Origin of the sequence: Leptospira bouyouniensis, assembly GCF_004769525.1 — a bacterium.
GTDB classification, from domain to species: domain Bacteria; phylum Spirochaetota; class Leptospiria; order Leptospirales; family Leptospiraceae; genus Leptospira_A; species Leptospira_A bouyouniensis.
Window position 1 is genome coordinate 226,379 of sequence record NZ_RQFT01000011.1, and the last position, 21,165, is coordinate 247,543.

A 21,165-nucleotide genomic window follows, 5' to 3' on the forward strand; every position below is an offset into this window, starting at 1 on the left:
TTTAGACTTTAAAGAGTTTGTTATTTGTTTTTTGGAAAACTTTCATTGTTTCTAATTCTTTTGAAAATAATTTCATCACATATTCGGCCCGTTCTTTGTCTTCCCCTTTGAGTTGGTTTAATTGAACGTTAGATTTGCTTTTGATTTCTTCTGCCAAAGCCAAATTTTTTTGAATGAGAGCGAGTTGGCCTTTCGTTAAAAAAGCATAAAATTTTTCAAGTGGGTGTTTTGATTCGTCTTTTAAAATTTTATCTAAAAGTGGCTCCACCAAATCATCATTATTTGGATCTTCGTCCATTAAATATAAATTTGCGAGACTTAAAAGTTTACCTTCTTCTTTGTATTCAGTAGCTTTTTTATCAGAATACAAATCTTCAAAATATACAAATCGATTGGATTTAACTTGGCATATCGTAGCTAATTGTTTTTGAAAATCACTCGTATCAATTTTATTTTTTTCTACATTAAAATTAGTGACAACGAGGAAAAGTAAGTCCCCTTCTTTTTCAATATAACGAAATCCAATCACAAGTTCAGAGTCATTTTCGTATCCTGGCAGATAAATTTGATTAGGGTGTTCTTTTGATGCGTGAGTGATCATAAAATCGACAATTGACTCGATTTCACTTGGTGATAAATCTAAACTCAGGTGGCGAAAGATTCTAACTTCTAAAATATGACTTAGATAATATGGATTCGTTTGTGTAGGGTATGGAACATTATTGACAGAAAGTCGAAAACGAATGTCATGCGGAGTGATCTGTTCTGCAAATGTTGGAATGGAAAAACAAAACAATAAAAGAGAGAGAAAATAAACTTCGATACGTTTCATGGAACCTCATTTCGTATCGATTAGAATAATGAATCGTCTAACAAAGTCAACAAATCCTTTTTAGGAATGGATTGATTCGTTAGGAATAAATCCTTAATTTGCTGCAGGAATTGTAAATTTTTTCCACGTTTTTCCCTTCCTTGGACTAGTGTATTTAGGCGAAATTGGATTGATAAAGATAAAAAATTTCTGTCATTGAAGGACGTTAAAGCCAAATTCGCATTGGTTCCTTTTGGGACTCGATCAGTTTCATGCTCCCCAATGATTTCATTCCAAATGCACAGTAAAGAATACAGACGAAACCTTTCAATTCCTTGGAACTGGTTCGATAATTGGTCATGATGCCCCCCGTAGCGAGTGAGTAGGTTTTCTTCGATTAATCCAATTGAAAAACCAGAGAGTAAAATTCGATTCCAAAGATCATAGTCCTCACAAGTTTTCATCTCTTCTCGAAACATTCCAATGGTTGCCAAAGATTCTTTTTTTGCAAAGAAACTGGAACAAGTAACCATACATAAAGCAAGGGATTCTTGCAAAAAATGTCCTGATTTTTTTTTATATTTCCCTTTGGGTTCGAGTAAATTTCCTTTTTTATTCCAAACTTCATTGGTTTGCGAAAAATAAATATTGGTGTGTTTTTGATGGAATTGGATTTGTTTTTTTAGTTTTTCAGGATACCATTCATCGTCTGAATCGATAAAACTTATCCATTCACCTCTTGCGATTTGGATTCCAAAATTCCGTGCCGAACTCACTCCCCTATGTTCTGTTTGGTGGATTTGGATTGTTTTTTCTAACCTTCCAAATGATTGGACCTGTCGTTTCCATTCCAAAATTTTACTGAGTAAATACACCCAAGAACCATCAGTTGATCCGTCATCAATAATAAGCAGTTCCCAATTGGGGTAGGTTTGGTAGATTACTGAAAGGATTGCTCTTTCGACAAGATGACGCCTGTTAAATGTAGGAAGTATGACAGATATAAGTGGATACTCTGTGACAGTCATTTAAAAAAAACCTCAAGAATCATATCCAAATGTTGCACATGGCCTCCTTGGTGAAGGTAAAAGAGTGGCAGGTTTTGATTGAAATTTGGTAAGTTTTCGTTTTTGTTATTTAATTTAGGTTCGGAGGGGAAAGTTCCAGTAATGTTTTGTATCTCAAAGAATTGGAGGAGAGATTTTGCACTGTAAATAGGTTCAAGAATGATATTTGTTGATGTATAAAACTTCTGGATGGATTGTATGTCTTTGCTTCGGGTTTTGGCAAATCGAGTCGTATAATTCGTGAAGGGACTCCGTTGAGAATTTGAGATACCTGAAATAATTTCATTCGGTGAAGTTTTCTCTGTAAAATTTAGAATCATTTCCTGAGAAATCGTTTGGATTTTTAACCCGAGTTTTTTTTGTAACGATTCGATCTTCGGGATCCAAGTGGCTTTTTTTTCGCCGACCATCACACCAAGGACAAAGATGGAAGAATCACGAAAGTAATCATACGCGGATAAAAAACTGGCCCCCGATCCAATTTCTAAAACTAAAGTTGCCATGTTCGCATGATTTTTGTTAGTGTGATAGAATCTTTCATCTCCTTTTGATTCTATTTTGATCCCATTTAAAATCTCATGGATCTCTTTTTCTAATTGTTGCCAGAAAGGACGAAGCCCATTTGATTGCGCTGGGTGGATTCCAAATTCTTGTAAACAGAGTCCTTCGAACGTTTTTGTTCTCTCGGAAAATGATTGTTCTGCTTCTTTTCGATTCGCATAACAATGGATTGTATGAGAATGGAGATTCACCAATCTTTCATTATAGGTTTTTAGTTTCGGGTCTTTGCTATAGGAGATGGTTTCCACCTGAAAACCAAAATAGCGGAGTATGGTGGTAAAACTAGCTAAGTAGTTCCCATGAAGAGCACCCCAAAGGAGTACCTTTTTGATTTGATTCTTTTGTAAGGATTCGACAATGCCAGAAACTTTTCTCCACTTGGTTCCAAATCCAAATGGAAGTAGATCATCTCTGACCATCCAAATATCTGAAAGTTTTGTGATCCGAATGGGTAAATTGGGAAAATTAGGTGATGGAATTGGTTAGTCCCCAGTTTTCAAAATGGAAAGGAAAGCCTCTTGTGGGATCTCCACGTTTCCAATTTGTTTCATCCGTTTTTTCCCTTCTTTTTGTTTCTCGAGGAGTTTTTTCTTACGGGAAATATCTCCCCCATAACACTTTGCCGTTACGTTTTTACGGAGCGCAGAAATACTTTCGCGAGCCACAACTTTGGATCCAATCGCTGCTTGTAATGGGATCATAAACTGGTGGCGTGGGATGAGGTCTTTTAGTTTTTCGATGATGACTCGACCCCTCTCCTCCGCTTTGGACTTGTGTACGATAGAAGATAGGGCATCCACTGGTTCCCCGTTGACTAGGATATCCATTCGCACGAGTTTTGAATCTCTGTACCCTACTTCTTCATAGTCGAGAGACGCATAACCTTTGGTATACGATTTAAGTTTGTCGTAAAATTCAAAAATCAATTCCGCAAGTGGAAGTTCATATGTTAACTGGAGTTTGTCTTTGGATAGGTAAACAGTGTCCATATGGATTCCACGTTTCTCAATCACAAGCGACATTATATTTCCGACATAGGATTCTGGGGCAATGATGGTTGCTTTGACAAAAGGTTCTTCCGATTTTCCAATGAGGATCGGGTCTGGCCACTTACTTGGGTTATCCACTTCAATAAGTTCACCTTTTGATGTGGTAATGCGAAATTTTACGGAAGGTGCCGTTGTAATGAGTGCTAAATTAAATTCGCGTTCCAAACGTTCCTGGACAATTTCCATATGGAGGAGACCAAGGTAACCCACACGAAATCCAAATCCAAGAGCTGCAGAATTTTCTCTTTCAAAGGTAAGAGCCGAATCGTTTAATTTAAGTTTTTCAATGGCATCCACGAGAGCATCAAAGTCTTCCCCATTGATAGGAAAAAGACCAGCAAATACCATTGGTTTTGCATCCTTAAACCCTTTGACATCTTCTGCTGTTTGGCGGTTGGCATGAGTGATAGTATCCCCTGTTTTGGCATCACCCATCTTTTTCATCCCGGCAACTACATACCCAACGTCACCCGCTTGTAATTCTTCGCAAGCCACCATGGAAAGCCGGTTGATCCCTACTTCTGTCACGGTAAACTGGCGGCCAATGTTCATCATATGGATCACTTCTCCTTTGCGAAGTTTTCCATCGTATAATCTAACTTTGGCGACAACACCCATGTAGGTATCAAAAAAAGAATCATAGATAAGGGCTTTGAGTGGTGCTTCTACATCCCCTTTGGGAGGAGGTAATAAATAACAAATGGCTTCGAGTACTTCTTGTACATTGAGACCCGTTTTTGCCGAGATAGGAATGGCTTCTTCTGGATTGAGACCGAGAGATTCCTCAATCATGAGTTTGCATTTATCGATATCGGCTGATGGTAGATCAATTTTATTGATGACGGGGATGATCCGTAAGTCGAGATCCATTGCTAGGTAGAGGTTTGCGAGAGTTTGGGCTTCCACTCCTTGGCTTGCATCGACAATAAGGAGAACCCCTTCACAGGCGGCAAGGGAGCGGGACACTTCGTACGTAAAGTCCACGTGGCCCGGGGTATCAATTAAATTCAGGTGATAAATATTTCCGTCTTTGGCATGGTAATCAAAGGACGCATTGTTTGCTTTGATAGTGATCCCACGTTCCCTTTCAATGTCCATGGAATCGAGGATTTGGTCTTTTTTCGTTCGTTGGTCTGTCACAAGACCAATCTCGAGCAAACGATCCGCCAGAGTGGACTTTCCGTGGTCGACATGGGCAATGATGGAAAAATTGCGGGTGAATTTTTGGCGTTCGTTCACGGTTCCCTCTTCTTTTTAAGTCATTTTCCTGGAACGAGGCTCTTTGTCGAAAAAGTTTATTGTCAGAGGCTTAAATTTCCTAAGACTGGAAGGAAATTATCCCTTAGGAGAAACAATTCCCGATGTCCCAAAAAGATAGCATTCGTTCCGTCAGAGCCCGTGAAATAATGGATTCCAGAGGAAATCCAACCGTTGAAGTGGATGTCACTTTAGAAGACGGTTCTTTTGGTCGTGCGGCGGTTCCCTCTGGGGCATCCACTGGAGAACACGAAGCTGTGGAACTTCGTGACGGTGATAAAAAAAGATACTCCGGAAAAGGGGTACTCAAAGCTGTTGAAAATGTAAATTCTAAAATTTCTAAATCGATCCTTGGTCTTTCAGCAACAAACCAATTACTCATTGATAACACAATGATTTCCCTTGATGGAACAGCCAACAAATCGAAGTTAGGTGCCAATGCACTTCTTGGGGTTTCCATGGCAGTGGCGAAAGCAGCAGCAGCACATACTGGTCTTCCTCTCTACCGTTACATTGGTGGAACCTTTGCCCGCGAACTACCAGTTCCCATGATGAACATCATCAATGGTGGGGCTCACGCAGACAATAACATCGATTTCCAAGAATTTATGATCCTCCCAGTTTCTGCTCCGAATTTCCGTGAAGCCCTTCGAATGGGTGCGGAAGTTTTCCATAGCTTAAAATCAGTATTAAAGGGAAAAGGCCTAAATACTGCTGTAGGAGACGAAGGTGGATTTGCTCCCAACCTAACAAGCAATAGTGAAGCCATCGAAGTGATTCTCACTGCCATTGAAAAAGCTGGTTATAAACCTGACTTAGATATCAAAATTGGTCTCGATTGTGCTGCCTCTGAATTCTATGATGAGAAAAAGAAAAAATATGTTCTCAAAGCAGAGAAAAAACCAGAAAAGACGGCCGAAGAACTGGTAGAATACTACTCAAATTTAGTGTCCAAGTATCCGATCATTACCATGGAAGACGGTCTGGATGAAAACGATTGGACAGGCTGGAAAAAACTTTCCGATAAACTGGGGAAAAAGATCCAACTTGTGGGGGATGATTTGTTCGTAACCAATATCAAAAAACTCGCACAAGGGATTGAAAAAGGGATTGGTAACTCCATCCTCATCAAAGTGAACCAAATTGGAACTCTGACAGAAACTCTCAGTGCCATCGAAATGGCCAAAAAAGCGCAGTACACGGCTGTTGTGTCCCACAGGTCCGGGGAAACGGAAGATGCCACAATTTCCCACATTGCTGTCGCGACAAACTCAGGTCAGATCAAAACAGGTTCTTTAAGTCGAACGGACAGAATTGCAAAATACAACGAGCTCCTTCGCATCGAAGAAGAACTTGGGAAAAATGCAACGTATAGCGGAGTGGGTACGTTTTATAACTTAAGATAATATGACAGCGACTAAAGCCTCCCTCCTCTTAACCTACGTTTGTGCTTGTTTATACCTCGGACTTTTGTCTGAGTCAGGGGTGGCAGAACGTATGCGTTTGGAAAAAGAACTCATCAATCTCAACGCAGAGGTAGAGAGGCTTGTAGTTGAGAATCAGGGACTCGAAGAAAAGGAGAGGCGTCTGAAAAATGATGCCTATGCCTTAGAACAAGAAGCCCGGAAATACTATTTGCTTTCTGAAACCGCCCATGTCCTGAAATTTGAAGAGTTTCCAGAAAGTGCGGCAGCAAAAACGAAAGTTTTACCAACCCCTTTCCGAGCCGCTGGGTTCGGAGGTGAGTGGAAAGAACCCCCTCTTTTTCTATTACGATTCTTTTTTATTTCTTTCAGTGTTTTCCTGATTCTAGGTGTGTACTATAAGCTGAAACGCTTGCCTCATACGTCTAACCAGAAAAGACTGAACTAATATGCCAGAAGAAGAAACACCAGAAAAAGAAATCACCGAAACCATCCAAGATCTCATCAGCGATAAAAATATGGGAAAGAAGTTCCTGGAAAAACGGAAAATCTTTCTCTGGGGACCTGTCACTGATGAATCCTCAAAAGAACTCACTGCCAAGTTGATGTACCTAGAAATGGTAGATCCTGGAAAACCTATTACGTTTTATATCAATAGCCCAGGTGGTGTTGTCACTTCTGGTCTTGTCGTGTATGACACGATGCAAATGATCTCCTCTCCAGTACACACTGTTTGTATGGGAATGGCAGCTTCTATGGGTTCCATTTTACTCATTGGTGGGAAAAAGGGAAATCGTTACATATGGCCAAATGGTCGAGTGATGATCCACCAACCATCAATTGGCGGACAAATCCAAGCTCCTGCAACGGATTTACTCATCCATGCACAGGACATTGTCAAAACAAAAGAAAAACTCAATCAGATGTTAGCAGACGCATGTGGTAAAACCTACGAGCAATTGGTGGAAGACACTGATCGCGATTATTATATGGATGCCGAACAAGCTCTTGCTTATGGCATCGTTGATAAAATCGTAAACACAATTGACGTCGTCTAACAAAGAATTTAAACCAAGAAGATTTTTAGAAGGTCGTCACCTTCAAACTGTCTACAATGTACTTTTTCCTCCAGATAATGCTTTGGAGGATGAGTATTATTCTGAAAGTATCCTCATTCCAACAAACGATGGTTCTGGGGATATCCTTTGGTTGGAACACAATCCTCCCCTTTCTCTAGTGCGAAAGAAAGCATCTCCTTGGAACGGATATTATATCATGCTTGTCCATGGAATGGAAGGGAGTTCTGAATCCCATTATATGGTAAGTGTGGGAAAGGAAGCATTGAATCGTGGTTACGGTGTCATTCGTATGAATTTACGTAATTGTGGTCGAGGGCTTGGACTTGCCAAAAAACCATATAATGCTGGTCAGTCAGAAGACATTGAAATTGTATTAAAGTATATTTATAAACATTTTACGAAATCTATATTTGTTTCAGGTTTTTCATTATCAGCCAATATGGTTTTAAAGTTTTTTGGGGAAAAAAGGGAACATTATGCAAAAGCATTTTCCGCAACCTCTCCTCCTTTGGACCTGAAACGAAGTTGTGATTTTATTGATTCCCGTGCTGGAAATTTTTATCGGGACCATTTTTTGGAAACTATGAAAGAAAAGGTATCCTTAGGTATCTACGCTATTTCTGAAAAAATGAAAGAACAAGTTCTGCGTAGTAAATCTTTTTTCGATTTTGATGATTTTTTTACAGCACCAATTTCTGGTTATGCGAATGTGCTCGAATATTACAATATTTGTTCTAGTGTTAAGTATTTATCAGGGATAAAAATTCCAGGACTCATTGTCCATGCTGATGATGATCCTGTTGTGCCATCCGAAGTTTGGCATGAAATTCGATGGAATTCGTTTCCCTATTTGCAAACGGTTCTCACGGAAAAAGGTGGTCATGTCGGTTTTATCAGTGATCCCTCACCTGAAAACCCTGAAGGAAGATGGTTACCAAAAATCATTCTCGATTTTTTTGATTCAAAAATCAAATCCAAGTAGTATTAAATAATTTAGGAAGGTTTAAGATGCGTGACCTATTAAAAGAATGTTTAGCAGAAGAATCTGGATTTGTAGAGTTACGTTACCATCATAAAGAAAGTCGGTCTTTTTTTGCAGAACGAGGTCGTGTGGAATCCACTGCTCTACGGAAAAGAACAGGTGTAGGTGTTCGAGTTCTTGAATCTGGTACTTGGGGATTTGCATCCACAAGTGAGATTTCAAAGGCTTCCATTCAAAATGCCATCCAAATTGCAAAAAAGGCGGCTAAGTTATCATCGGCACTCCGCAAGGATAAAATTCCAAACCTTCCAAAAGCCAATTTTGCCATTGGGGATTTTATCGGTAAAGGGATCGAAGATTTTCGCAGCCGCTCCGTGGATGAAAAATTGCGAATGGTTCTCGACATACAAAATGAAGCAAGTAAACAATCCACCAAACTTCAATCAGTTGGTTGTGGATATTCTGAAATTTATGAGGAAAAGGCAATTGTCACAACCGATGGTGCTGATAGTTTTTTTAGTTTGGTTCGTCCAGAGTTTCGAGTCTCTGCCGTGGCAAAAGAAGATGGAAAACTAGAGTCAGGTTCTCATTCGATTGGGGTCACTGGTGGTTGGGATTGCCTCTTCCGTTCGCAAACTCCATCCCAAATATCTGAGGAAGCTTGTAAAACTGCTGTGGATTTACTTTCAAGTGAACTACCTGATGGTGGACTTTCTACAGTGATTCTATCCCCTTCTATTGTCGGATTACTCGTCCACGAAGCTATTGGGCATACTGTTGAAGCTGACTTTGTTCTTTCAGGTTCTGTCGCACAAGGGAAAATCGGACACCGTGTCGGTTCCGACTTAGTAACGTTATGCGATTCTGGGTTTTCTGAATATTATGAAGGTGCTGGTGGTACCATTCCTGTTGATGATGAAGGTCTAATTCCAACAAACACTGTGATCATTCAAAATGGAATTCTTACTTCCTATTTACATAATCGAGAGACTGCTGAACGATTTGGAGTGGCTCCAACTGGATCTGCGAGGGCTTGGGAATATGGTGATGTTCCTCTCATTCGGATGCGAAATACCTTTTTACTTCCAGGAAACTCCAGTTTAGAAGAAATGATCGCAAACACGAAAGATGGATACTATTTGGATGGTGCCAAAAATGGCCAAGCGGATGCAACAGGAGAATTTATGTTTGCGGTTCAGAAAGCCTATCGAATCCAAAATGGTAAAATCACAAATCTATTAAAGGGAGTCACGGTTTCTGGACTTGCCTTTGATGTTTTACAAAATGTGGATATGGTTTCTAAAGAATTTAAATGGGATTTGGGATCAGGTCACTGCGGAAAAGGACAACCAGCCAAAGTGGATGCAGGTGGACCATATGTTAGAACAAAAGTATTATTAGGTGGTAAATAAATGGATCGTGGTACGATTGAAAAACGATTAAACGACCAAAAAGATTTACTCTCCAATCTAATCCAAAAGGCAAAAACCAATGGAATTCACCAAGTAGAAATTTATTCGAGTTATGGTTATTCTGAAGATGTAAGTTTAGAGAAAAATGATCTCAATAATTGTACAGCTACGGAAGAAAATATGTTTGGGATCCGAGTGATCCATGAAGGAAACCAAGGGTTTCTCATCTCCAATCATATTCCAAGTTTGTATACATCGATTGAAGAAGCCTTCCAATTGGCAAAAAGCCAATCCACACCCGATCTTGATTTGATCTTACCGGAAGCACGTCCAATTACGAACCAGTTTAACACATATGATCCATCGCTTGATTCTATGGGAATTGAAGACTTGGTCTCTTATGCAAAAGAAGCACTTGGTTGGCGAAATGAGCTTTATGAAAAAGTAAATATTGATTCTGGTGATTTTTCGCTTAGCAAAGGTTATAAGTTGATTATATCATCAAAAGGTGTAATGGCACATGAGCTTGGTGCAGAACTTTCAGCTTCTGTCATGGGAATGGGTGTTGATGGTGACCTTGTGGGTAGTTTTGATTATGATTCTGCAAGTGGATTCAACAAAGAACAGTTCCAAACTCTTTGGAAAAAAGCTTTCCATAATTTTGGAGATAAATGTATGGGAGCATTGTATGCCAAACCAACATCCAGTTTCCAAGGAAAGGTCCTTCTCCCGCCAGAAGCTGTTTTTTCTTTTTTCCTTGGACTTTTTGTTGGTTCTCTGAATGGAACAAGCCTTAGAAAAGGGAAATCAAAGATGGAAGGTAAGTTAGGCGAAAAAGTGGCATCTTCACTCCTCTCGATATATGATGATCCAACAAATATAAGTTTAATGGGTTCAACAGGTTTTGACAGAGAAGGAATGCCGACGAGTTATAAAAACGTCCTAACGGAAGGGGTTTTGGAATCTTATTTTTATAATTCATACGAAGCAAAAAAAGCAGGTCTTTCAATTTCCAATGGATCTGCCACAGGTGGGGCACAAAGTCTCCCAGGTTGTGGTCCAAAACAGCTACAAATTGCACCAGGAACTTCCTCTAAAGATGAATTTTTCAAACAACCAGGGAAAACTTTATTTGTGAATCGTATCTCTGGTACAAAAGATGGGGCGTCAGGTGATTTTTCTGGAGTGGTCAAAGGGGGTTACCTTTTGGAAGGGGGCGAAAAAATCCCTGTGCGCGAAGTACAAATCGTCGGGAATGCATTTGATGCATTGAACCAAATCGAAGCAATTTCCAAAGAAGGTGAACTCTTAGGAGAATCTTCTTTTGTTCCATATATGTTACTCGATGGATTTACGATCACTGGGGTCACAGAAGACTAAGATGCCACAAGAAATTTTAGAAAGGCCAGTTGGTGCCTCTTTTTTTCTCATTGTTTCCTATGAGAACGAAGATACTCTTTTTGAGTTAAAGAATTTAGCCGAAAAGAAGTTTTCTAAAATCCTTTATGAGTCGGTGCTTTTACCAAAATGGGTGGCTGATGAAACCGAAAGGGAATTTGCATATCCTGGTCGTTATACAAAAGTTTTATCCTTCAAACAAAGAATCCATCGGGAAGAAATTGTTGAGAAAAAAAAGGATTGTTTGGAATTCCAAACTCTACTCCAAAAAAAAGATTTAAGTGTGCTTTTGATTCCTGGTTACGTAACTTCGCATAACATTGTTATAACGAAATCTAAAGATGATTTCCATCGAATGTATTTATTTCAAGGTGTTTATGCAGAAACTGTTTACTATTTCTCTAGAGGAATTTTGCAACCACTCCCTTCATCTCAAAGTTATTTTAAAGAAAAAGAAGTGATCTATTTTTTTAATACCTTGAGGGAATCATATGAATTTAATAAATTTAAAAGTTAACGGCTATAAAAAATACCAAATTCGGTTTTTGATAGTTTTATTTTTTATCAATTCCATCTTATTGCTTAGTGATTGTAATGGTTCAGAACGTACACCGTTTCAATTTTGTGATAATTTTAATGATGCCAATGATTGTACGGAACCTAAAACTGAGAATGATATAGTTTATCTAGACCAAACTAAATTCAAAAAGGAAAACCCAAGTTTTGAAGATTTTGGAAATTTCCTTTATTTTACAGCACGTGAAACACCAGGGTTTCGTTTGGTCCTTTTTCGGTCTTGGAATGGGCTTTCTTCGGAAGAGTTTAGAAGTAAGTACAATGCTTACCTGCTCTATGGAAATTCGAAGGAACGAATGGAAGGAAATTCATTCAAACCAAACATAGTTGTGTCTTTTCATTATTTGGGAGCTTTGTTAAAGGAAGAATTTCGTCACTTAGGGATTGATCACAAACCATTCCAGTTAGAGGCATTGGGTCCAATCACACTCACTTATCTCGTGGAAGCTCCCGGGATGGATCCAATTGTAAAAAAAAGAACCATCCAATTAAAATGGAAATGATATGGGAATTGGTTTATCTTTGGATGTATAAGGCATTTGGATCAAAGAAAAAATCCATTGGAGTATAATCTAAATACAAAAGACTTAACACTGATAATGAAATGGCACCGAACACTGGTATAAGTAAGTTGTCATCAATGAGTCCTTTTGCTGTGGTATTCGAGAAAAATTCGGTGGCACAGGAAACAAGAACAGAAACAAACACAATCACAATTGGAGTCCAAGTAAACCCTCTGTGGTCGTATAATGAGATAAAACTTTCGGGATGAGTTTTTGTGATAAGATATAATACAACAACAGAAAACAAAAAGGCTGGGATCAAAAATCCAAATACACCTTCTATCGATTTCCCATTATAAAAACGGTGTTTGCCATATTTGCTTCCAACATAGGCAGCAAATGGATCTCCAATCACAAGGAATAAAATTGCTAATATCGCAACTTCAGCCGGAAAAAAACAAACAACAATTAGGTTTGCAAGAAAATAGGGAACGGTTCCGTTGAATCGTTTTCTTTCAGATTCTTTCATTAGAAATCCGAAATAACGATAAAAAAAAGCTTCAAAACCACTATGAGTCAATCTAACAAATTCTAACAGAATCAAACAAAAAAGAAAAAGTCCAAGGGACGTTACTAGGATGGCACGTGTCGCATAAAAAAGACCAAAAGCACCTTGGAAAGGATCCAAATACAAAGTCACTGGAATGATAAGGCCTAATATATGCCAAATTTTACGAAAGAAATTAAATCCTGAATTCATTTTGATTTACCTACTGGGTCTTGAAGCCATTTTAAATGCAGCTTCTTCATTATTTGCGATCGGAAATAAATTCCGAACTCCTGCCATGAGAAAGGCTTGCCTAACACTTAACGGGAGGTTGATGAGGATGATTTTATGTTTTTGAAGGAATGCTGCTTCGTTTAAGGTTTTGAAAGCAATGATCCCTTGAGTGGTGACCATGTTCAGTTCTTCCAAATCCAAAATGACAGATCCGTGTTTTAAGGAGTTGGTGACTGATTTGATGCATTTTTCTGCCGTGAAGTTGTTTAGATTTCCCTGTAATTTGGTTACGTATACGGTATCAATTTTCTCAGTGGAAACTACTAAATCGTCTAAACTCATAAATTTTTCTAATTTTCTTATTTCATTCTTGCACTCTATTGCAAGTAAATAAAAGTTTTGGAAGGAAGTGCGATTTGAAGGTTACTGTTGCTCATCTTTATAAAAAACTGGAAGAACTCGACCGCGACGTGGTGGAACTTAAAAAACTCACCGATAGGCTCGCTACAGACAGAGAATACTCGCCAATTCTGAAAGAAACTTTTTTATCTGAAATGACGAAATTAGAAGACCAAAAAACAGAGATTTTAGGACTTCGGGTAGAAAAACAAGGTCACACACTCAAATCCGTAAAATCCAATTCTTCTGAACCTCAAGTTTCACGTGAGAACCAAACTCCTAAACAAGAATGGAAGTCCCCTCCTACAACAGAACCAAAAAAACCAGAACGACCAGTTCGCAAATATTAATTTACTTTAGAGACTCTAAAAGACAAGGAACCCCAATGATTCGAAACAAGCAAATGCACCGAGTGGTTTTACTCGGTTTAATTCTCCTTCCTCTGATAAATTGTTCCAAGGATACTGAAATCCTCGCAACATTTGATGGTGGTACGGTGACACGTAGAGAAATGAATTTTGTGATTGAAGCCTCAAAACGAGGAAACACAGAACCTCAGCCAATAAGTGCTGATATCCAAGGTAAAATTTTAGAAAGTATAGCTTTAGAAAAAATTTTACTAAAAGATGCAATTGCATCTAAAAAAGTATCTGATGCTGATGTTTCAAAAATTGAATCATTGGTTAAAGATTTTTTGAAACTCAATGTTTATATGCGTGAGTATGTAAAAAATGGTTTAAAATCAAAACCATTAGAATTTATCAATCTTCAACTAGCGCTTGTTCGTGGAGAAGATGAAAGTGAAAATCTAAAAAAAGCCCAAGACCTCGCAAATCGATTGAATGATATGTCAGACAAAGAGGTTGCAGTAGAGATTGCAAAAGTTACTGACGATATGACAAGAAAACCGATCGGCGGCAAATTAGAACCATTTTGCACCAATTGTGCGGAAACCCCTCTTGAGGACATTTTGAATGAAGTTCGAAATGTAAAAGAAGGAAAATTTATCGCCTACGCAAAACAAGGTGAAGGAAGAATCGTGTATGTCGTTCGTTCACTTGGAACAGAAAAAGTCCATCCAGAAAGACTAAGAAAATACTTTACTTCAATCTTTGATGCTTTCAGAGAAGAAGCAATAGAATATGGAAAAACTCACGAAGATGCTGAAACCAAAGCAAGTATTGCTTATTTCACAGAGGGAGAATCCGCCGACAAAGCAAATCAATTTGCATCTCATACAATGAAAGAGTATGAGCAAGGGTTGTATCAAAAAGAACTCAAAAAAATCACGGAAGAAAGTGGGATTACTGTGGCAAATCTTCCCCGTTTTACTGGACCTTATGATGTAGACCCTAAAATTTTTACTCCTGAATACAGTCTATTCTCGAACAAAGAGGGAAAAAGTTACACTTGGAAAGATTTAACGGCAGATTTTGATGCGATTCCTTCACAGCTCAAACAAGAATACAAAACGGAAAAAGCAAAAACATGGGACATGTTAAATCTATTTCAATCAACGATCTTACAAGGGAAAATTGCTGAAACTTCCAAACGTGTACAGTCGGTTGAGAACGAAATAGGTTATCTGATGCAATTGGATAAAATGAAAGTAAGTTTGGCATTAAAATCACTACAAGACGAAATCAAAGCGATCCCTGTAAACGTAACGGAAGCCCAAATGCGTGATGCTTATGAAGCCGGAAAACTATATGCCTACTCTGACCAAGATCCAAAAAACCCACAAAATCGGATTCCAAAGCCGTATGCTGCGGTTAGAGAAAGGATCAAAACAGAGATGGAAGGAACCCAAAGGAATTCTTTTATTGAACAAAAAGTTTCCGGACTCAAAACAACTTATAATTTAATGATCGCAAATGATCGACTAAAAGAAGTTACACTATAACCCTCCAAGATTTAGAATATGGCAAAATTTTTTTATTGAATTTTGCCATATTTGACATATTTTGACTGTTAGGGGGGATAAATGAACAATCACATTTACATGCTTCGCAAGAAGAGAGGAATCAAACAGTACGATATGGCAAGGGCTTTGGGGGTATCTCCGAGTTATCTTTCCAAAATTGAGACTGGTGCCCAAGATCCGACTGAAAAATTTAAGTCGTCTTGTGCTAAATATCTCAAAACGTCTCTTGATAAACTCTTTAACGATAGCGCTGTGGAAGACATCTACCCTGAGTTTTCCAATGGATTGAAAAACAAACTTTGGGCAGTCCGCCGTGAGTTAGGAATCAAACAATACGATTTCGCCAAGAAATTGAAGGTTTCAACTCCCTTTCTGTCAAAAGTGGAACTTGGACTTTTAGAACCACCAGAGGATTTTAAGAATCTGGTATCAAAAGTTCTCAAAATGGAAAAAAACGAGCTTTTTTTAGGCTAAATTGAAAATCACCCGAGCAAGGCTTTCTTTGAAGCCTTGCTTTTTCTCACATCTAGACAAAAAGATTTTGTCACATAATTCTCACTACATTCAATAGTCCCTGATGAAAGAGAGACAAGCGGAACACCAAGAAGGTTGGGCCAGTCGAGTCGGTTTGATTTTAGCGGTTGCGAGTGGTGCTATTGGACTTGGGAATTTTTTACGTTTTCCAGGCCAAGCTGCCCAAAATGGTGGTGGTGCTTTTATGGTCCCCTACATCATCAGTTTTCTCCTGCTTGGAATCCCAGTTTGTTTGGCCGAATGGACGATGGGAAGAATGGGTGGAAAACATGGTCATAGCACTCCATTTATCTTTCGTGAATACCTAAAAGGATTTCCATTAAAACTATCAGGAACCATCGGTGTGATGATACCTGTCATGATTTATGTATATTACGTTTTTATTGAATCATGGTGTTTAGCTTATGCGTATTATTTTTTAACAAGCCAAATGTCTTTATCTGCGACCACACAAGCAGGTATGACAAATGAAGCGTCTTCTTTTTTTATGAATTTAACAGGCGCATCGGAAAATGGTTCCAGTTTCCATTCTCCAATCATCGTATTTTTTCTGTTATGTGTTTTATTTAATTTTTTACTCGTATACCGTGGATTATCAAAAGGATTAGAGGCGTTTGCAAAAATCGCAATGCCACTTATGGGAATTTGTGCAACCATTATCCTTATTCGTGTGTTGACGATACCAGGGATTGAAAAGGGACTTGCGGTCATGTGGAATCCAGATTGGACCAAATTAACGGAACCAAAAGTTTGGATTAGCGCTGCTGGACAAATTTTCTTTTCTTTATCTACGGGATTTGGAATTGCACTCGTTTTTTCTAGTTTTTTAAAGAAAAAGGATGATGTAGTTTTATCGAGTTTGTCATCTGCTTCACTCAATGAATTCGCAGAAGTAGTGTTTGGTGGAATGATCACAATACCAGTTGCTTTTCTTTTTTTAGGTATGCAAGCTACTTCCTATGGAACTTTTGGAATGGGTTTTATTGCTTTACCTTCCGTATTTGGTATGATGCCGGGTGGAAATTTTTTTGGTGGGCTTTGGTTTTTGGTTCTATTCCTTGCCGCCATTACTTCATCCGTAACTATGTTACAACCAGGTGTTTTGTTTTTAGAGGAAGGTTTTCGGATTGGTAGGAGAAAATCTTCGTTACTTCTTTTTATTTTTACCCTTATGTTATGCTTGCCAATTGTTTACTTTAATAAGGATTTTGCGGCTTTAGATATTGCTGATTTTTATATTGGTACTATAATGATTTATATTTTGGCATCCATTCAAATTTTTATTTTTGTCTTTAAGATCGGAGTTGATAAAGGGGAAAAGGATGCGAATGAAGGAAGTTTGATTCCTTTTCCGAAACTGATTAAGTTTATATTAAAATACATCACTCCTTGGTTTTTGTTATTTATCTTCGTGTCTTTTTGTTATATGAACTTACCTGAATATCTAGATAAGATGAATCCTGAAGTGATGGGCCAACTTGCCGAAAACACAGGGCAAAATGTAGAAGATGCAAGAACAAAAGCCATTGTTGCAAGGTCGGTTGTTTTTGGATTATTACTTATTTATGGATTTATTTACATTTTGGTTTCTAAAGCGTTAGGGCAGAAAAATGATAAGGTTGTAACTTGATGATGGAAACTACGGAACTCAATTGGCAAGGAATACTTATAATGACCGTTTCTTTAGTTTCTGTTATTTCATTAACTGTTGTTTGTGTGATCCTACTCTTTAGAAATAGGCATTAACAATTTGGACGTATTATCAGTTTTTACAAAACAACTCCCAAAACTTTGGAATGACTATGAAGTCAGAAAAGAACAAATGGAGATGTCTCAATCGATAGAATCTGCATTTAATACAGGAAATCATTGGGTCATTGAAGCGGGTACAGGTGTTGGAAAATCATTGGCGTATCTAATTCCCAGTGCTTTGTTTTCCTTAGAAAATGAATGCACTGTAGTTGTATCGACAGAAACCAAATCATTGCAAGATCAACTTTTGTATAAAGACATCCCTCTGGTTTCCGAAGCTCTCGGTGTTCCTATTAATGCAATGGTGGCCCTCGGAGCCAGTAACTATCTATGCAAACGAAAGTACAATCGGGTGATGGAGCGCGGTGATTTTGGACCCGAAATGGAATCCTCAATTCAATACTTTGTCAACTGGGAAAAACAAACGGAAAGTGGAATCCGGGCTGAGTATGATGGGTATTTGTCCAACTCGTTTTGGTCAAATGTTGCGAGAGAGTCTGACAACTGTTTGGGGAGAAATTGTCCCAATTTTAGTTCTTCATATTATTTTTTAGAAAAAGAAAAATGGAAAAAAGCAAATATTTTAATTGTTAACCACCATCTACTGGCAAGCCATTTGGCAGGTGATTTTAAATTATTACCACCTTTTTCGCAACTGGTCATCGATGAAGCCCATGTTTTTCCTGAAATTGTTGGAAAAGCATTTGGTTCTGAAATTCGTTATGAATTTCTACTGAATTTACTTCACTATCTATATTTTCCAGAAAAACGAACCGGTTTGGTTTTAAAAATTAAATCTAACGAGAAAATCATCAAACAAGTGGAAGCAAGCATTAGTTATGCGAATGATTTTTTTCGTATGTTACTTTCTGCTATTCCACTTCAATTTAATCAATTTTCTACTCGTCACACAGACCGTATCAAACTAGATAATGGTGCCTTAGAAGACACTTTGGGTGAACTTTCCTCCACACTGGAAGGAATGTTATCTAAATACAAAAAAGACAGTGATGATATGGAGGAAAAGGAATTAGCACTTGGGCTTGAAATGGTGTCTGGGAATTTAAAAAAAGCTTCCTCCTTTTTGACTGACTTTCGTTTGAAAACCAATCCAAATTTGGTTTTTTGGATTGAACCACCTCCACAATCAGCAAAAGATCCCTTCTATTATTTATTTTCCCAACCGAAAAATACAGATGAAATATTGGCGAATACTCTCTTCCCAAATATGGATTCTGTTGTTTTAACTTCTGCTACGTTATCCCCTTCTGCCGGAAACTTTCAATATTTTTTGAAAGAAGTGGGAACAAGTGATGTCAAAACGAAAACACTCAATTCTCCTTTCCACTACAACACTCATTCTTTATTATATGTGCCTAAACAGATTGCTGATCCAGTGTCTGATCCAAAACGAAACAAAACAGACTTGTCCTATTGGATCACACGTTTATTGAAACTATCTGAAGGAGATGCTTTTGTACTCTTTACTTCGAATAAACTACTCTCTGAATTGTATGAAGAAATTCGAAATTTAGTACCGTATCCTATTTTTGCTCAGACGGAAATGGGACCAATCGCCGCCAAACGTGAGTTTCTTGCGAATGAAAAAAGTGTACTTTTTGGAGTTTCCAGTTTTTGGCAAGGTGTGGATATCAAAGGAGATAAACTAAGAAACGTAATTGTGACAAAACTTCCCTTCCAAGTACCTACAGAACCTGTGCTTCAGGCAAAAATGGAAGACATGGAAAAAAAGGGAAAAAGTCCATTTTGGGAAATGCAAGTTCCCAAAACCTGTTTGTTACTTAGGCAAGGATTTGGTAGGCTCATTCGATCCCAGTCAGATACAGGTATGGTAAGTATCTTGGACCCTAGGATCCATACAAAGTCTTACGGAAAAAACGTCTTGCAAAGTTTACCAAAAGGAGTTCCTCTCATAACGGAATTCAATGAATTGGAAAGAAAATTCCATTTGTTGCCGAAGTGATTTGTATGAAACAAGCCATAACAATTTTAGTTATCACATTATGTTTTGGTGTGACTCTTTTTTCAAAACCAATTGAAGATAAGGATCTTTATGCATCTGTAGTCAATTGGACAGACCAAATTATCGTTTCTCATGTCAAAGAAACCATTCCTAAAATTGTATTTGATGAAGATGATCCTGAGTTTTCTGGAAAAAATACTGCAACAAGCCAAGGAAAAGCCCATTCAATGGCCAGGAAAAAAGCCAAAGAAAAACTAAAAGTAAGGCTTAGCCAAAGGTTAGAGTCAATACTCTTTAACGCTGATTACACGATTTTTGAATATACACAAGTAAACCAACAAGCTCGTCTGCGTCTCAATTCCTATATAGGAGCCGAGAAAGAAGAATATGATTTTCAATTTGTCAAAAATGTTTTGGAAGCAAAAGCAAGTTTACCAATCAAAGGAAAGGATGGGATTTTAGCACATATTCCTATAGAATATGGAACAGAAAGAGTTCCTGAATTTAGCGAAGAGATGATCCCCGTCGAATTTTCAGGCCTCGTTGTAGATGCAAGGCACCTAAACTTAAAACGAGCTTTATTTCCTAAAATCCAAACAGACCGAGGACTTGATGTGTATTCGCCTCTTTATGTAAAAGATGCATATGCCATAGAAACTGGGTACATTGTTTATCGGGACGATCAAAACGGAAAGGCTTACGAAACCAAAGTGGGAAAAAATCCTTACTTTGTTCTCGCTTTATCAACGGCAGGCAAAAATCAAACGGACCTTGTGATCCCAACCGATGAAGCGGCTAAATTCCTTAGCCACCCGGAAACTAGAAAAAATATCACACGTTGCAGAGTTTTGATTTTAGTTTCTCAGTAAGAGATAAAAACATCTTTTCTGCTTTTCCATACTCACCGTTGAATAAATAGGCAAATCCCATATCCTCTAGATCTTTATGATTGAGTGTATTGGATTTTTTTTCTAAGTCAGTGATGTTTTTATAGACTGAATCATACATTTTTCTTTTTTCTTCAAAACTTGGAAGGTTTAACTTATTTGGAATATTTTCAAAGATAAGATTTGCTTCTTTGTGTCTGTCTAAAAAGAGTAAAGCCATTCCCACTAACTTGTGGATATCGGAATCATTTAACAATTTCATATTTTCACGAAATAGTTTGATCACTTCGTCATATCGTTTTAGATAATAATTACAAATTAATTCTTCCTTTGAAAAAGAAAGGTCATTCCATTGTTTTTTGTATCGAATGATGATGTTTTTTGCATCTTCATATGCTTCCGATCGGAAGTAAAATTTAATCGCCATTTGGATGATCGAAAAACAAAGAGGATTGGTTTGTGTTTGGAAGTATAAGTTTAGATTTTTGACAGCTTCGCCATTTTTACCTAATTCAAAATTTTGAATCGCATCAACGAGAGGTGCAAGATTTGAAATCCCTTTTGGTGATACTGTTGCCACTTTTCCAGTGAGTTCGTAGAGAGCTAAAAACCCTAAATGTTGCACATAAAAATTTTCAGGGTTACGTTTTGCGAGAACGATTACATCTTCGTTGGAACCTACCTCATATAAATCCCAAGCTTCTTTTTCGACTGATGTATTTAGAACTTGGGTTGCTTGTTGTGCCATAAGGTACCTCTCTTTCTATAAAAAGATCGGCCTTATG

General features: G+C 38.0%; 21 protein-coding genes. 14 read left to right on the plus strand and 7 right to left on the minus strand.

The features are described 5' to 3' along the window. Window position 1: 1 nt before the first annotated feature. The 4 genes from EHQ43_RS12745 to lepA all read right to left on the minus strand — a co-directional run bounded on the left by EHQ43_RS12745 (window position 2) and on the right by lepA (window position 4,727). Window positions 2–832 (minus strand): hypothetical protein, encoded by an 831-nt coding sequence (locus EHQ43_RS12745; RefSeq protein ID WP_135771388.1) that lies wholly within the window; start codon window positions 830–832, stop codon window positions 2–4. Window positions 833–852: 20 nt separating this feature from the next. Continuing rightward, the gene (locus EHQ43_RS12750; RefSeq protein WP_135771389.1) at window positions 853–1,839 is read right to left on the minus strand and encodes a glycosyltransferase family 2 protein; all 987 of its coding nucleotides are present in this window, start codon (window positions 1,837–1,839) and stop codon (window positions 853–855) included. Continuing rightward, the gene (locus EHQ43_RS12755; RefSeq protein WP_244242798.1) at window positions 1,836–2,858 is read right to left on the minus strand and encodes a 1-aminocyclopropane-1-carboxylate deaminase; all 1,023 of its coding nucleotides are present in this window, start codon (window positions 2,856–2,858) and stop codon (window positions 1,836–1,838) included. The genes EHQ43_RS12750 and EHQ43_RS12755 overlap by 4 nt, the downstream gene beginning before the upstream one ends. A gap of 63 nt (window positions 2,859–2,921) precedes the next feature. After that, entirely contained in the window at window positions 2,922–4,727 is a 1,806-nt protein-coding gene (lepA, locus tag EHQ43_RS12760; RefSeq protein WP_135741989.1) for a translation elongation factor 4, read from the minus strand. A 122-nt stretch (window positions 4,728–4,849) separates the two neighbouring features. On the opposite strand from lepA, the gene eno reads away from it, so the two are divergent. The 8 genes from eno to EHQ43_RS12800 are packed head-to-tail and all read left to right on the plus strand — an operon-like array spanning window position 4,850 to window position 12,119. Continuing rightward, a complete protein-coding gene (gene eno / locus EHQ43_RS12765; RefSeq protein WP_135741990.1) occupies window positions 4,850–6,151 on the plus strand; it encodes a phosphopyruvate hydratase in 1,302 nt (433 codons plus the stop codon). Window position 6,152: 1 nt separating this feature from the next. Continuing rightward, window positions 6,153–6,617, plus strand: a complete 465-nt coding sequence (locus EHQ43_RS12770) for an FtsB family cell division protein (protein WP_135771391.1) — start codon at window positions 6,153–6,155, stop codon at window positions 6,615–6,617. Window position 6,618: 1 nt separating this feature from the next. After that, window positions 6,619–7,227: a ClpP family protease gene (locus tag EHQ43_RS12775; protein ID WP_135741992.1), complete on the plus strand. Its 609-nt coding sequence runs from the start codon at window positions 6,619–6,621 to the stop codon at window positions 7,225–7,227. Then, a complete protein-coding gene (locus EHQ43_RS12780) occupies window positions 7,214–8,230 on the plus strand; it encodes a YheT family hydrolase (protein WP_135741993.1) in 1,017 nt (338 codons plus the stop codon). The genes EHQ43_RS12775 and EHQ43_RS12780 overlap by 14 nt, the downstream gene beginning before the upstream one ends. Window positions 8,231–8,256: 26 nt before the next feature. After that, window positions 8,257–9,642 carry a TldD/PmbA family protein gene (locus EHQ43_RS12785; RefSeq protein ID WP_135771392.1) on the plus strand — a complete coding sequence of 462 codons (1,386 nt, stop codon included), beginning with the start codon at window positions 8,257–8,259 and terminating at the stop codon, window positions 9,640–9,642. Further along, window positions 9,643–11,022 (plus strand): TldD/PmbA family protein, encoded by a 1,380-nt coding sequence (locus EHQ43_RS12790; protein ID WP_135771393.1) that lies wholly within the window; start codon window positions 9,643–9,645, stop codon window positions 11,020–11,022. It begins immediately after the preceding gene. Window position 11,023: 1 nt separating this feature from the next. Then, window positions 11,024–11,557 carry a DUF4416 family protein gene (locus EHQ43_RS12795; RefSeq protein ID WP_135771394.1) on the plus strand — a complete coding sequence of 178 codons (534 nt, stop codon included), beginning with the start codon at window positions 11,024–11,026 and terminating at the stop codon, window positions 11,555–11,557. Next, window positions 11,532–12,119 (plus strand): hypothetical protein, encoded by a 588-nt coding sequence (locus tag EHQ43_RS12800; protein WP_244242800.1) that lies wholly within the window; start codon window positions 11,532–11,534, stop codon window positions 12,117–12,119. The genes EHQ43_RS12795 and EHQ43_RS12800 overlap by 26 nt, the downstream gene beginning before the upstream one ends. Before the next feature lie 13 nt (window positions 12,120–12,132). On the opposite strand, the gene EHQ43_RS12805 is transcribed toward EHQ43_RS12800, so the two are convergent. Together EHQ43_RS12805 and EHQ43_RS12810 are read right to left on the minus strand one after the other, a co-directional pair. Further along, the gene (locus EHQ43_RS12805; RefSeq protein WP_135771395.1) at window positions 12,133–12,879 is read right to left on the minus strand and encodes a diacylglycerol/polyprenol kinase family protein; all 747 of its coding nucleotides are present in this window, start codon (window positions 12,877–12,879) and stop codon (window positions 12,133–12,135) included. A gap of 6 nt (window positions 12,880–12,885) precedes the next feature. Further along, on the minus strand, window positions 12,886–13,242 hold the full coding sequence (locus EHQ43_RS12810; RefSeq protein ID WP_135741998.1) for an STAS domain-containing protein: 357 nt from the start codon (window positions 13,240–13,242) through the stop codon (window positions 12,886–12,888). Window positions 13,243–13,316: 74 nt separating this feature from the next. Here EHQ43_RS12810 and EHQ43_RS12815 point away from each other — a divergent pair, with 74 nt between their 5' ends. From EHQ43_RS12815 to EHQ43_RS12840, 6 genes are all read left to right on the plus strand, one after another. Next, window positions 13,317–13,649, plus strand: coding sequence for a hypothetical protein (locus EHQ43_RS12815; protein WP_135741999.1), 333 nt, complete (start codon window positions 13,317–13,319; stop codon window positions 13,647–13,649). Window positions 13,650–13,684: 35 nt separating this feature from the next. Next, a complete protein-coding gene (locus EHQ43_RS12820) occupies window positions 13,685–15,202 on the plus strand; it encodes an LIC12015 family putative lipoprotein (RefSeq protein ID WP_135771396.1) in 1,518 nt (505 codons plus the stop codon). Window positions 15,203–15,301: 99 nt separating this feature from the next. Continuing rightward, window positions 15,302–15,697, plus strand: coding sequence for a helix-turn-helix domain-containing protein (locus EHQ43_RS12825; RefSeq protein WP_135742486.1), 396 nt, complete (start codon window positions 15,302–15,304; stop codon window positions 15,695–15,697). A 103-nt stretch (window positions 15,698–15,800) separates the two neighbouring features. Next, window positions 15,801–17,387, plus strand: a complete 1,587-nt coding sequence (locus EHQ43_RS12830; RefSeq protein ID WP_135754127.1) for a sodium:neurotransmitter symporter family protein — start codon at window positions 15,801–15,803, stop codon at window positions 17,385–17,387. A gap of 120 nt (window positions 17,388–17,507) precedes the next feature. After that, entirely contained in the window at window positions 17,508–19,493 is a 1,986-nt protein-coding gene (locus EHQ43_RS12835) for an ATP-dependent DNA helicase (protein ID WP_135771397.1), read from the plus strand. Window positions 19,494–19,498: 5 nt separating this feature from the next. Then, window positions 19,499–20,362 (plus strand): hypothetical protein, encoded by an 864-nt coding sequence (locus EHQ43_RS12840; protein WP_135771398.1) that lies wholly within the window; start codon window positions 19,499–19,501, stop codon window positions 20,360–20,362. Here EHQ43_RS12840 and EHQ43_RS12845 read toward each other — a convergent pair. Continuing rightward, window positions 20,325–21,128 (minus strand): hypothetical protein, encoded by an 804-nt coding sequence (locus EHQ43_RS12845; RefSeq protein ID WP_135771399.1) that lies wholly within the window; start codon window positions 21,126–21,128, stop codon window positions 20,325–20,327. The genes EHQ43_RS12840 and EHQ43_RS12845 overlap by 38 nt on opposite strands. Between the last annotated feature and the right edge of the window lie 37 nt (window positions 21,129–21,165).

Bases quoted from the DNA above. Each gene is read 5' to 3' on its own strand.
- EHQ43_RS12810 (WP_135741998.1), bottom strand. From the start codon at position 13,242: ATGAGTTTAGACGATTTAGTAGTTTCCACTGAGAAAATTGATACCGTA.
- EHQ43_RS12775 (WP_135741992.1), top strand. From the start codon at position 6,619: ATGCCAGAAGAAGAAACACCAGAAAAAGAAATCACCGAAACCATCCAA.
- EHQ43_RS12805 (WP_135771395.1), bottom strand. From the start codon at position 12,879: ATGAATTCAGGATTTAATTTCTTTCGTAAAATTTGGCATATATTAGGC.
- EHQ43_RS12845 (WP_135771399.1), bottom strand. From the start codon at position 21,128: ATGGCACAACAAGCAACCCAAGTTCTAAATACATCAGTCGAAAAAGAA.
- EHQ43_RS12830 (WP_135754127.1), top strand. From the start codon at position 15,801: ATGAAAGAGAGACAAGCGGAACACCAAGAAGGTTGGGCCAGTCGAGTC.
- EHQ43_RS12825 (WP_135742486.1), top strand. From the start codon at position 15,302: ATGCTTCGCAAGAAGAGAGGAATCAAACAGTACGATATGGCAAGGGCT.
- EHQ43_RS12745 (WP_135771388.1), bottom strand. From the start codon at position 832: ATGAAACGTATCGAAGTTTATTTTCTCTCTCTTTTATTGTTTTGTTTT.
- EHQ43_RS12790 (WP_135771393.1), top strand. From the start codon at position 9,643: ATGGATCGTGGTACGATTGAAAAACGATTAAACGACCAAAAAGATTTA.
- EHQ43_RS12840 (WP_135771398.1), top strand. From the start codon at position 19,499: ATGAAACAAGCCATAACAATTTTAGTTATCACATTATGTTTTGGTGTG.
- EHQ43_RS12785 (WP_135771392.1), top strand. From the start codon at position 8,257: ATGCGTGACCTATTAAAAGAATGTTTAGCAGAAGAATCTGGATTTGTA.
- EHQ43_RS12770 (WP_135771391.1), top strand. From the start codon at position 6,153: ATGACAGCGACTAAAGCCTCCCTCCTCTTAACCTACGTTTGTGCTTGT.
- EHQ43_RS12820 (WP_135771396.1), top strand. From the start codon at position 13,685: ATGATTCGAAACAAGCAAATGCACCGAGTGGTTTTACTCGGTTTAATT.
- EHQ43_RS12800 (WP_244242800.1), top strand. From the start codon at position 11,532: ATGAATTTAATAAATTTAAAAGTTAACGGCTATAAAAAATACCAAATT.
- EHQ43_RS12755 (WP_244242798.1), bottom strand. From the start codon at position 2,858: ATGGTCAGAGATGATCTACTTCCATTTGGATTTGGAACCAAGTGGAGA.
- EHQ43_RS12795 (WP_135771394.1), top strand. From the start codon at position 11,024: ATGCCACAAGAAATTTTAGAAAGGCCAGTTGGTGCCTCTTTTTTTCTC.
- eno (WP_135741990.1), top strand. From the start codon at position 4,850: ATGTCCCAAAAAGATAGCATTCGTTCCGTCAGAGCCCGTGAAATAATG.
- EHQ43_RS12750 (WP_135771389.1), bottom strand. From the start codon at position 1,839: ATGACTGTCACAGAGTATCCACTTATATCTGTCATACTTCCTACATTT.